The sequence below is a fragment of the Glutamicibacter soli genome (genome assembly GCF_052322135.1).
Classification (GTDB): domain Bacteria; phylum Actinomycetota; class Actinomycetes; order Actinomycetales; family Micrococcaceae; genus Glutamicibacter; species Glutamicibacter soli.
In genome coordinates, this window is sequence record NZ_CM125969.1 from 1,257,234 (window position 1) to 1,269,323 (window position 12,090).

Sequence of the window (12,090 nt, forward strand, 5' to 3'; positions counted from 1 at the left end):
AATGGTCAAAGTTAGCATGTCTGAAACCAATCAGAATCCCGTTATTGCGGGACAGAGTAATGATTCCTCCTTCGCGAATGTCTGGCAGGAGCTGAAGTGGCGCGGCCTGGTGCACGTGTCCACCGACGAGGCCGAGCTGGAGCGGGCGCTGTCCGAGGAGACCATTACCTACTATTGCGGCTTTGACCCCACCGCGCCGTCGCTGCACCTAGGCAACCTGGTGCAGCTGCTGAACATGCGCCGCCTGCAGCTGGCAGGCCACAAGCCGCTGGCACTGGTGGGCGGTTCCACCGGTCTGATCGGTGATCCGCGCCAGACAGCCGAGCGCACCTTGAACACCAAGGAGACCGTCACCGAGTGGGTTGCCAAGCTGCAGGCTCAGGTCTCGCGCTTCCTGTCCAATGAGGGCGAGAACGCGGTGCGCCTGGTCAACAACCTGGACTGGACCGCGCCGCTGTCCGCTCTGGACTTCCTGCGCGACGTGGGCAAGTACTTCCGCGTGGGCACGATGATCAAGAAGGAGATCGTGGCCGCGCGCCTGAACTCCGACGAGGGCATCAGCTACACCGAGTTCTCCTACCAGGTGCTGCAGGGCTACGACTACCTGGAGCTGTACCGCCAGTACGGCTGCACCCTGCAGACTGGTGGCTCGGACCAGTGGGGCAACCTGACCAGCGGCACCGACCTGATCCGCAAGGTGGAGGGCAAGTCCGCCTACGCCTACGGTACCCCGCTGATCACCAACTCGGACGGCACCAAATTCGGCAAGTCCGAGGGCAACGCGATTTGGCTGGATGCGGAGATGTGCTCCCCGTACACCTTCTACCAGTTCTGGCTGAACACCGCCGATGCAGATGTGATCGACCGTCTGAAGGTCTTTACCTTCATGTCGCGCGAACAGATCGAGGCCTTGGCTGTGGAAGTTGCCGAGCGTCCGTTCAAGCGCCAGGCCCAGCGCGAGCTTGCCTGGCAGGTAACCAGCCTGGTGCACGGCGAAGACGCCACCACCAAGGTGATCGCTGCTTCCGCCGCGGTCTTCGGCAATGGTGAACTGGGCGAGATCGACTTGTCGACCCTGCAGGCAGTGATTGCCGAACTGCCAATCGTCCAGGTGGCGGCCGACGACCTCGGCATCCTGAACGTGCTGCACGCTTCGGGCCTCAGCGAGAGCTTGTCTGCTGCGCGACGCACCGTCGGCGAGGGCGGCGCCTACGTGAACAACGAAAAGGTCGAGGGCATCGACAGCGAACTGTCTGAAGCCGACTTCCTCCATGGCCGCTACGCCATCGTTCGCCGCGGCAAGAAGAACATGGCTGTCGTCGAACTGACTAAGTAAAAACCAAGCAAAACCGCCAAAGAATCTGTGAACCACCACACTTTTTTGGCGGTTTTGTTGTACCCGAAACATGAAATACCTAGTCAGACTGGTAAATGGGTTAGTTTCCGGGAGTACTAGGCGGATTTTGCGTGGGGGTACAGGGCGTGTAAAGTTTTATCTCGTGCCGCTGACACGGACCGAACGGAAACGGACGGGAAGTCAACGCGAAGCGAACAGGCTTGGAACGCCGAGTTGACACTGGTCAACGAGGTGGTAAGCTTGAAAAGTTGCTCCGGAGCGAAGCAGCTCGAACCCTTCGGGTTCGGGATGCGGTGTCGAGAGTGTTTGTTGTTTGAGAACTCAATAGTGTGCCAAGTTTGTTGATACCAAATTATTTTTTGTTTGGTGAATACGAAACATTTTGCTTGGGATGATGCACCCCCGTGTGTTGTTCCGAGTGTTTTTATTCGCCAGGATTTCATCACCACGTGTGGCCCCGTCTTTTTCCGGTGGGGTTGTGGTGGCTTTTTGTTTTTTATGGAGAGTTTGATCCTGGCTCAGGATGAACGCTGGCGGCGTGCTTAACACATGCAAGTCGAACGATGAAGCCCAGCTTGCTGGGTGGATTAGTGGCGAACGGGTGAGTAACACGTGAGTAACCTGCCCCTGACTCTGGGATAAGCCCGGGAAACTGGGTCTAATACCGGATATGACTTTTGACCGCATGGTTGAGGGTGGAAAGATTTATCGGTTGGGGATGGACTCGCGGCCTATCAGCTTGTTGGTGAGGTAATGGCTCACCAAGGCGACGACGGGTAGCCGGCCTGAGAGGGTGACCGGCCACACTGGGACTGAGACACGGCCCAGACTCCTACGGGAGGCAGCAGTGGGGAATATTGCACAATGGGCGCAAGCCTGATGCAGCGACGCCGCGTGAGGGATGACGGCCTTCGGGTTGTAAACCTCTTTCAGTAGGGAAGAAGCGAAAGTGACGGTACCTGCAGAAGAAGCGCCGGCTAACTACGTGCCAGCAGCCGCGGTAATACGTAGGGCGCAAGCGTTATCCGGATTTATTGGGCGTAAAGAGCTCGTAGGCGGTTTGTCGCGTCTATCGTGAAAGTCCGAGGCTCAACCTCGGATCTGCGGTGGGTACGGGCAGACTAGAGTGATGTAGGGGAGACTGGAATTCCTGGTGTAGCGGTGAAATGCGCAGATATCAGGAGGAACACCGATGGCGAAGGCAGGTCTCTGGGCATTTACTGACGCTGAGGAGCGAAAGCATGGGGAGCGAACAGGATTAGATACCCTGGTAGTCCATGCCGTAAACGTTGGGCACTAGGTGTGGGGGACATTCCACGTTTTCCGCGCCGTAGCTAACGCATTAAGTGCCCCGCCTGGGGAGTACGGCCGCAAGGCTAAAACTCAAAGGAATTGACGGGGGCCCGCACAAGCGGCGGAGCATGCGGATTAATTCGATGCAACGCGAAGAACCTTACCAAGGCTTGACATGTTCCAGATCGCCTCAGAGATGGGGTTTCCCTTCGGGGCTGGTTCACAGGTGGTGCATGGTTGTCGTCAGCTCGTGTCGTGAGATGTTGGGTTAAGTCCCGCAACGAGCGCAACCCTCGTTCCATGTTGCCAGCGGGTTATGCCGGGGACTCATGGGAGACTGCCGGGGTCAACTCGGAGGAAGGTGGGGATGACGTCAAATCATCATGCCCCTTATGTCTTGGGCTTCACGCATGCTACAATGGCCGGTACAATGGGTTGCGATACTGTGAGGTGGAGCTAATCCCTAAAAGCCGGTCTCAGTTCGGATTGGGGTCTGCAACTCGACCCCATGAAGTCGGAGTCGCTAGTAATCGCAGATCAGCAACGCTGCGGTGAATACGTTCCCGGGCCTTGTACACACCGCCCGTCAAGTCACGAAAGTTGGTAACACCCGAAGCCGATGGCCTAACCACCTTGTGTGGGGGGAGTCGTCGAAGGTGGGACTGGCGATTGGGACTAAGTCGTAACAAGGTAGCCGTACCGGAAGGTGCGGCTGGATCACCTCCTTTCTAAGGAGCTAACCAGTTTTGGTTGCCCATGTCTGTGCCCGAGTGTGGTGCAGGTGGGTTGCTCGAGGGTGGAATGTCAATGAACTCAACACTGGGAAACGGGTTTTCGAGGGCGATCGTGTGGTTGTTTTCGGGGGTTCGGGTGTTGGCATGGTTTGTGTTGTGTGGCGTGTGTGGTTTAGTACGCAGTGCCGGCCCTCTTGTGGGGTTGGTGGTGTTGGAAGGGCGCATGGGTCGTGTGATGCGAATGAGTATGTTTGGTGCACTGTTGGGTTTTGAGGCAACAAGCCTCCTGGCCGCCTGGTCCCTTTGCGGGGTTTGGTGGGTTGGGTGCTTGGTGTTTCGGTGTTTGTCCTGTGTCTGCTGGCATGGTGTCCTGGCTGGTCCTTTTGGGGCTGGTGTGTGGGGTGCTGTTGTTGGGGGTGCGGGGTTGTTGTTTGGGAACTGTATAGTGAACGCGAGCATCTTGCAGACAAGATGAGCTGTGCGTGCCTGTCCTGGGTGTGTGTGGTGTTTGAGTCTTGTTTGTAGTGATTTTGTTGATTGTTTTATAGCTCAATTTTTGAGAACTTTGTTTTGTGTTGAAGTTTTTAAGGGCGCACGGTGGATGCCTTGGCATCAAGAGCCGATGAAGGACGTGGGAATCTGCGATAAGCCTGGTGGAGTCGATAACCGGACGTTGAGGCCAGGATTTCCGAATGGGGGAACCCCGCACCATGTTATGTGGTGTGACCTGCAGCTGAATGTATAGGCTGTGTGGAGGGAACGCGGGGAAGTGAAACATCTCAGTACCCGCAGGAAGAGAAAACAATAGTGATTCCGTTAGTAGTGGCGAGCGAACGCGGATGGGGCTAAACCGGTTGGTGTGTGATAGCGGATAGGCGTTGCATCATCGGGGTTGTGGGGTCCACATGTACCAGTTCTATCTACGCTGGTGGGATGAGGTGCAGGCGTATAGGTGAATCGGTTGGAATGCCGGACCAGAGAGGGTGATAGTCCCGTAGGTGTAATGCGTGTCTGCCGTTCTTGTGTGGATGCCCGAGTAGCACGGGGCCCGTGAAACCTTGTGTGAATCTGCCAGGACCACCTGGTAAGCCTGAATACTACTTGATGACCGATAGTGAATCAGTACCGTGAGGGAATGGTGAAAAGTACCCCGGGAGGGGAGTGAAATAGTACCTGAAACCGTGCGCTTACAATCCGTTAGAGCAGCCACTTGTGGTTGTGATGGCGTGCCTTTTGAAGAATGAGCCTGCGAGTTAGTGTTACGTCGCGAGGTTAACCCGTGGGGGGAAGCCGTAGCGAAAGCGAGTCTGAATAGGGCGAGTGAGTGGCGTGATCTAGACCCGAAGCGAAGTGATCTACCCATGGCCAGGTTGAAGCGCGTGTAAGAGCGTGTGGAGGACCGAACCCACTTCAGTTGAAAATGGAGGGGATGAGCTGTGGGTAGGGGTGAAAGGCCAATCAAACTTCGTGATAGCTGGTTCTCCCCGAAATGCATTTAGGTGCAGCGTTGCGTGTTTCTTGCTGGAGGTAGAGCTACTGGATAGGCGATGGGCCCTACAAGGTTACTGACCTTAGCCAAACTCCGAATGCCGGTAAGTCAGAGCGCAGCAGTGAGACTGTGGGGGATAAGCTTCATAGTCGAGAGGGAAACAGCCCAGAACGCCAACTAAGGCCCCTAAGCGTGTGCTAAGTGGGAAAGGATGTGGAGTTGCTGTGACAACCAGGAGGTTGGCTTAGAAGCAGCCACCCTTGAAAGAGTGCGTAATAGCTCACTGGTCAAGTGATTCCGCGCCGATAATGTAGCGGGGCTCAAGCACACCGCCGAAGTTGCGTCATTCAAACATGTCATTGGCCTTTGTGGTCCAGTGGTTTGGATGGGTAGGGGAGCGTCGTGTGGACGGTGAAGTCGCGGTGGAAACCAGCGGTGGAGGCCACACGAGTGAGAATGCAGGCATGAGTAGCGAATGACGGGTGAGAAACCCGTCCGCCGAATGATCAAGGGTTCCAGGGTCAAGCTAATCTGCCCTGGGTTAGTCGGGACCTAAGGCGAGGCCGACAGGCGTAGTCGATGGACAACGGGTTGATATTCCCGTACCGGCGAAGGACCGCCCATACTGAGCAATGGATGCTAACCATGACGGATTCCAGCGTTGATGCCTTTTAGGTGTCTTGTTGGTTGGTGTGGTGGGAACCGATGTTGTGAGGTCAGCGTATTAACAGGTGTGACGCAGGAAGGTAGCCGAGCCAGGCAATGGAATTGACCTGGTCCAAGGGTGTAGGAAGAACGGTAGGCAAATCCGCTGTTCATTGTTTCTGAGACCTGATAGGCGCCCCGTTTGTGGGGTGATTCGGTGATCCTATGCTGCCTAGAAAAGCATCGGCGCGAGGTCCCAGTCCGCCCGTACCCTAAACCGACACAGGTGATCAGGTAGAGAATACTAAGGCGATCGAGAGAATCATGGTTAAGGAACTCGGCAAAATGCCCCCGTAACTTCGGAAGAAGGGGGGCCTGCCCCGTGAACCACCCTTGCGGTGGGGAGGCGGGTGTGGGCCGCAGAGACCAGGGGGAAGCGACTGTTTACTAAAAACACAGGTCCGTGCGAAGTCGCAAGACGATGTATACGGACTGACTCCTGCCCGGTGCTGGAAGGTTAAGAGGACCGGTTAGCACACTTGTGTGCGAAGCTGAGAATTTAAGCCCCAGTAAACGGCGGTGGTAACTATAACCATCCTAAGGTAGCGAAATTCCTTGTCGGGTAAGTTCCGACCTGCACGAATGGAGTAACGACTTCCCCGCTGTCTCAACCATGAACTCGGCGAAATTGCAGTACGAGTAAAGATGCTCGTTACGCGCAGCAGGACGGAAAGACCCCGAGACCTTTACTATAGTTTGGTATTGGTGTTCGGTGCAGCTTGTGTAGGATAGGTGGGAGACTGTGAAGCTCGGACGCTAGTTCGGGTGGAGTCATCGTTGAAATACCACTCTGGCTGTACCGGTCACCTAACTTCGGACCATGATCTGGTTCAGGGACAGTGCCTGATGGGTAGTTTAACTGGGGCGGTTGCCTCCTAAAATGTAACGGAGGCGCCCAAAGGTTCCCTCAGCCTGGTTGGCAATCAGGTGTTGAGTGTAAGTGCACAAGGGAGCTTGACTGTGAGAGTGACAGCTCGAGCAGGGACGAAAGTCGGGACTAGTGATCCGGCGGCACCTCGTGGAAGGGCCGTCGCTCAACGGATAAAAGGTACCTCGGGGATAACAGGCTGATCTTGCCCAAGAGTCCATATCGACGGCATGGTTTGGCACCTCGATGTCGGCTCGTCGCATCCTGGGGCTGGAGTAGGTCCCAAGGGTTGGGCTGTTCGCCCATTAAAGCGGTACGCGAGCTGGGTTTAGAACGTCGTGAGACAGTTCGGTCCCTATCCGCTGCGCGCGTTGGAAATTTGAGAAGGGCTGTCCTTAGTACGAGAGGACCGGGACGGACGAACCTCTGGTGTGTCAGTTGTACTGCCAAGTGCATCGCTGATTAGCTACGTTTGGAAGGGATAACCGCTGAAAGCATCTAAGCGGGAAGCCTGCTTCGAGATGAGATTTCCATCCACCTTGTGTGGGTGAGGCCCCCAGCTAGATTACTGGGTTGATAGGCAGGATGTGGAAGCAAGGACCAAAGACTTGTGTAGCTGACCTGTACTAATAGGCCGATGGCTTACAACACACTATCTAAACTGTGTGTCGACAAAATACGTTTTTCTGATTGTTCGCGTTCACTATGCGGTTACGAGACAACAACCTCGAACCACAAAATAAGAGACTTTGCAAGGACGAATCCACCGGACCACCATGGTTGGTTTGTGTGCTTCGTGATTGTTACGGCGGTCATAGCGTGGGGGAAACGCCCGGTCCCATACCGAACCCGGAAGCTAAGGCCCATTGCGCCGATGGTACTGCACTCGTGAGGGTGTGGGAGAGTAGGTCACCGCCGGACTTAACTTGAGAAGTGGGAGGCTCCAACAGTGTTGGGGCCTTCTGCTGTTTAACCCGGTCGGTGCTTGGGCGCCTGGCCTGGCTGGGTGGCCGCCGGGGGGAGCAGAAGCTCCCCCTTTTTTGTTTAACAGGGAAAGAAGCAACATACCTGGGCATGCGGCGGAACTCCTTGCTGCCTATTCATGAGCCTCGCCCGAATCGTGGGTGCGGATTAGTAGCTGCTTCTGGTCACATGAGTGTCTGCACACATTAGAGGCGAATCCCTATGGTAGAAGTGCTTACTCCCGTAGACTTGAACTAGACGTACATGCCATTGATGCATGGTGATTTGTAAATAGTGAAGTGTTTCGCTGAGGCGAACACGAAGGTTGCGGTATTGAGATATCCGCTGAAGGGGACATTAAATGTCTAACGATTTCCGCCGTAGTTCCGACAATGGACAGGGCGACTTCCGGAACTCAGATTCAAACCGCAACAACTCCCGCGACGGTTTCAAGCGTCGCGATGACAACAACAGCGGTTTCAAGCGCAACGATGATCGTGGCGGATTCCGTGGTGAGCGCCGTGACGACAACCGTGGCGGCGATTTCAAGCGTCGTGACGATAACCGCGGTGGCGGATTCAAGCGAAATGACGACAACCGTGGCGGCGACTTCAAGCGCCGCGATGATAACCGCGGTGGATTCCGCGGCGACCGCAACGATGACCGCGGTGGCTTCCGTGGAGAGCGCCGCGATGACAACCGTGGCGGGTTCCGCGGGGATCGCAATGAGGATCGTGGTGGGTTCCGCCGTAACGACGACAACCGCGGTGGATTCCGTGGCGACCGCAACGATGGCCGTGGTGGTTTCCGTGGCGAGCGTCGCGATGACAACCGTGGTGGCGATTTCAAGCGCCGTGACGATAACCGTGGCGGATTCCGCGGGGATCGCAATGATGATCGTGGTGGCTTCCGCCGTAATGACGACAGCCGCGGTGGCTTCCATGGCGAACGTCGCGATGACAACCGTGGTGGCGATTTCAAGCGCCGTGACGATAACCGTGGTGGATTCCGCGGGGATCGCAATGATGATCGTGGTGGCTTCCGCCGTAACGACGACAACCGTGGCGGCGATTTCAAGCGCCGCGATGACCGCAATGACGAGCGCGGTGGCTTCCGCCGTAACGACGACAGCCGCGGTGGCTTCCGTGGCGAACGTCGCGATGACAACCGTGGGGGCGACTTCAAGCGCCGTGACGATAACCGTGGCGGATTCCGCGGGGATCGCAATGATGACCGTGGTGGCTTCCGCCGTAATGACGACAACCGTGGCGGCGATTTCAAGCGCCGCGATGACCGCAATGATGATCGCGGTTTCAAGCGCAGTAACGACCGAGGCGACTTCAAGCGCCGCGATGACCGCAATGATGATCGCGGTTTCAAGCGCAGCAACGACCGAGGCGACTTCAAGCGCCGCGATGACCGCAATGATGATCGCGGTTTCAAGCGCAGCAACGACCGAGGCGACTTCAAGCGCCGCGATGACCGCAATGATGATCGCGGTTTCAAGCGCAGCAACGACCGAGGCGACTTCAAGCGCCGCGACGACAATCGTGGCGGCGATTTCAAGCGCAACGATCGTGACTTCAAGCCTCGTGGCGAGAAGAAGTTCGAAGATCCCCGTGCCCAAGAGCCGAAGGCGCACAACCCTGGTGATCTGCGTATTTCGAACCGAGCAGACCGCTCGCAGTCCCCGGAGATCGATGAGGACGTCACCGGCAAGGAACTGGACCGCGTCGCCCGCGCCCAGCTGCGCTACCTGGAAGAACGGTCCGCCAGCTGGGTTGCCAAGCACCTGGTGATGGCCGGCCGTCTGCTGGAAGAGGATCCAGAGCTGGCCTACGAGCACACCCTGGCTGCTTCCCGCCGTGGCGGACGCGTGGCGGTGGTCCGCGAGGCCGTTGGCATCGCCGCCTACCACGCAGGCAAGTACGCCGATTCGCTGCGCGAGCTGCGCACCCACCGCCGTATCTCCGGCTCGGACTACAACCTGCCGCTGATCGCTGATTCGCTGCGCGGCCTGGGCCGTGTGGAGAAGGCCATCGAGCTGGCCCAATCCGAAGAGTCCGCCAATCTGGAACCATCGGTCAAGGTCGAGATGCAGATCGTCCTGGCCGGCTGCTTCGCAGACCTCGGCAAGCTTGATGAGGCCTTGGCCGCACTGGAGTCCCTGGAGCAGCTGAACTTCAACCGCGCCTTCTCCTTCAGCCCTCGCCTGTTCGCCGTCTACGCCGAGCTGCTCGCAGCCGCCGGCCGCACCGAGGAAGCCGCCCGTTGGGAGAAGCAGGTTGCAGTAGCCGAACGTGCCCTGGGCATCGAGGAAGAGACCGAGTCCTTCATCGTCGATCTTGCTCCCGAGATGGACGAGGAGGAAGAAGAAGCTCCTCGTGCCCGTGATCTGGTCGATTCCGAGGCAGCAGCTGACTCCGACGAAACCCCTGAAGAGGGCGCTTCGTCTGGGGAAACCGCCGAATCCGACGCAGAGGACGACACCGAATCGGCCGCCGAGCAAACCGGTATCGACGAGGAAGACGGCCTGGCCGAGGTTGACGCTGATCACATCTCCGACGAGGTCTCGGAGATCACCGACGAGGACGCCGCAAAGTAGACTCGCAGTAGTACCCGTCGTTTGATGAAGTAGGAACCACCTCCCCATGCTGATCTCCGGATTTGATTCTGTCCTCTCCGACCTGGATGGCGTCGTGTACGCCGGACCGAACGCGATTCCCGACGCAGTGGAATCGCTGAACGCGCTGGCCGAGGTGAACGTGGCACACGCGTTCATCACGAACAACGCCGGACGTTCGCCCATGTCGGTCGCGGCGCACCTGCGCCAGCTGGGCGTGAAGACTAGCGCGGAACAGGTCTTCGGCTCGGCAGATGCCGGGGCGGAGATGCTGGCCCGTGAATTGAATCCCGGCAGCAGGGTGCTGGTGGTGGGCTCCCCGTATCTGCGAGAATGCATCGCGGTACGGGGCCTTGAAGTGGTCGAATCCCACAAGGACGAACCGGTAGCGGTTATCCAGGGATTCGATCCAGAGGTCTCCTGGAACGACCTGGCTGAGGCCTCCTACGCAATCCAGAACGGCGCCAAATGGGTTGCCACGAATACGGACCTGACCATTCCGCGCGCCGAGGGCATTGCCCCGGGTAACGGATCGCTGGTCCACGCGGTGAAGCTGGCCACCGGGGTAACCCCCCGTGTGGCCGGCAAACCCGAATCCTATCTCTTCTCCCGCGCCGCGGACCGCCTGGATTCCAAGCGCCCGCTGGTGCTCGGCGACCGCCTTGACACCGATATCCTCGGCGGATTCCATGCCGGATTCTCCACCGCCATGGTGCTCACGGGTGTCGATACCCCTGCCACCGCACTCGGTGCACCGGTGGAGCAACGCCCGAACTACCTAATTGCCACGCTGGCCGACATCTACCGTCCCTACCCGACCATCAAGGTGCTGGGCTACGGCGTGCAGGTCGGTGATGCGGTGGCCCGCATCGACAACGGCAAGATCGCCGTCGACGGCAACGAGTCGGATCTCAACGCCTGGCGTGCGGCCTGCCACGCCTGGTGGCTCGCGCACCCGCGCCAGAGCACCCATGAATCCCCTGAAATCGAATTCACCTCGCGCGGCTTGCAGATGCTGCGCCGCAAGAACGGTGAAAAGCAGTGAGCGATCTTCCTTCCGCGCCGACGCCGCGTCCCGGGGTCCCCGGCGCCATGCACGGCGGTGCGCCCCAGTTCGACGAGCAGGCGCTGGAAGCCGCGCTCTCCTCCCTGGCAGACCATGACGTTACCGAGCATGCGGGCATCTACGAGCAGCTGCTCGGCGGCCTGCAGCAGGAACTGAATCGATCGGAGTCAGGCTCGTGAACCGTCTGGACCAGGAGCTGGTGGTACGCGGCTTGGCGCGCTCGCGCACCGAAGCCGCCAAGCTCATCGAGGCAGGCAGGGTGCTCGTGGATGGGCTGGAAACCTCCAAGGCGTCCAAGAAGGTATCCGACTCAACGTCAGTAGTGCTCACCCAGGTCGAAGGGGAGCACTACGTTTCCCGGGCGGGGCACAAACTTGCCGGCGCCCTGGATGTATTTACCACCATTTCTCCTGAAGGTTTGCGTTGCCTTGACGCAGGGGCTTCCACCGGAGGATTCACTGACGTCTTGCTGCGGCGGGGAGCCGGCCACGTGGTCGCCGCCGATGTCGGCCATGGCCAACTCGTCGACGAAATCCGGTTTGACCCCCGCGTATCGGTCCATGAGGGGCTGAACGTCAGATACCTGACGCCGGAGGATATCGGTGGAGATGTCGACTTGGTTGTAGCGGACTTGTCCTTTATCTCGCTGCGCCTTGTGCTCGAGGCGCTGGCCGGGGCGACGCGTCCCGGCGGCTCGCTGGTGCTGATGGTCAAGCCCCAGTTCGAGGTCGGGCGCGAACACCTGAACCGCACCGGCGTTGTCACGAGCCCCCAGCTGCGCCAAGGCGCGGTGGAATCAGTGGTCGCCAAGGCCGCTGAATGCGGTCTCGCGTTGCGAGGTCTGGCGCGCAGCCCGCTGGCCGGCCAGGACGGCAACATGGAGTTTTTCCTCTGGCTCAGCGCTGCAGCGAAATCGCAGGATGATGCCGAGAAATCCGCAATGATCCATGCCGTTGACTATTCTTAGTTAAGAGATGCGGCGTTTTCCGAGA

At 58.4% G+C, this 12,090-nt stretch carries 5 protein-coding genes and 3 rRNA genes; all 8 read left to right on the top strand.

Translation table 11 applies throughout. The annotated features are described in order from the left end of the window. The first annotated feature begins 16 nt into the window (after positions 1 to 16). The 8 genes from tyrS (at position 17) to ACTX90_RS06045 (ending at position 12,065) form a co-directional block, all read left to right on the top strand. Positions 17 to 1,336 carry a tyrosine--tRNA ligase gene (gene tyrS, locus ACTX90_RS06005; RefSeq protein WP_047121191.1) on the top strand — a complete coding sequence of 440 codons (1,320 nt, stop codon included), beginning with the start codon at positions 17 to 19 and terminating at the stop codon, positions 1,334 to 1,336. Positions 1,337 to 1,852: 516 nt separating this feature from the next. Then, positions 1,853 to 3,378: ribosomal RNA gene (locus ACTX90_RS06010) — 16S ribosomal RNA — on the top strand. Between the two features lie 580 nt (positions 3,379 to 3,958). Next, positions 3,959 to 7,097 (top strand): 23S ribosomal RNA (locus tag ACTX90_RS06015). Between the two features lie 153 nt (positions 7,098 to 7,250). Beyond that, positions 7,251 to 7,367, top strand: a 5S ribosomal RNA gene (gene rrf / locus ACTX90_RS06020). Together the 16S, 23S and 5S rRNA genes form the textbook arrangement of a ribosomal RNA operon. Before the next feature lie 403 nt (positions 7,368 to 7,770). Next, a complete protein-coding gene (locus tag ACTX90_RS18650) occupies positions 7,771 to 10,014 on the top strand; it encodes a hypothetical protein (RefSeq protein ID WP_504434246.1) in 2,244 nt (747 codons plus the stop codon). A 46-nt stretch (positions 10,015 to 10,060) separates the two neighbouring features. Then, complete coding sequence (locus ACTX90_RS06035; protein WP_047118649.1) at positions 10,061 to 11,077, top strand: HAD-IIA family hydrolase; 1,017 nt, start codon at positions 10,061 to 10,063, stop codon at positions 11,075 to 11,077. Then, positions 11,074 to 11,277, top strand: coding sequence for a hypothetical protein (locus tag ACTX90_RS06040; protein WP_047118650.1), 204 nt, complete (start codon positions 11,074 to 11,076; stop codon positions 11,275 to 11,277). The genes ACTX90_RS06035 and ACTX90_RS06040 overlap by 4 nt, the downstream gene beginning before the upstream one ends. Then, complete coding sequence (locus ACTX90_RS06045) at positions 11,274 to 12,065, top strand: TlyA family RNA methyltransferase (RefSeq protein ID WP_113607890.1); 792 nt, start codon at positions 11,274 to 11,276, stop codon at positions 12,063 to 12,065. The genes ACTX90_RS06040 and ACTX90_RS06045 overlap by 4 nt, the downstream gene beginning before the upstream one ends. Positions 12,066 to 12,090 lie beyond the last annotated feature (25 nt).

Bases quoted from the DNA above. Each gene is read 5' to 3' on its own strand.
- tyrS (WP_047121191.1), top strand. From the start codon at position 17: ATGTCTGAAACCAATCAGAATCCCGTTATTGCGGGACAGAGTAATGAT.
- ACTX90_RS18650 (WP_504434246.1), top strand. From the start codon at position 7,771: ATGTCTAACGATTTCCGCCGTAGTTCCGACAATGGACAGGGCGACTTC.
- ACTX90_RS06035 (WP_047118649.1), top strand. From the start codon at position 10,061: ATGCTGATCTCCGGATTTGATTCTGTCCTCTCCGACCTGGATGGCGTC.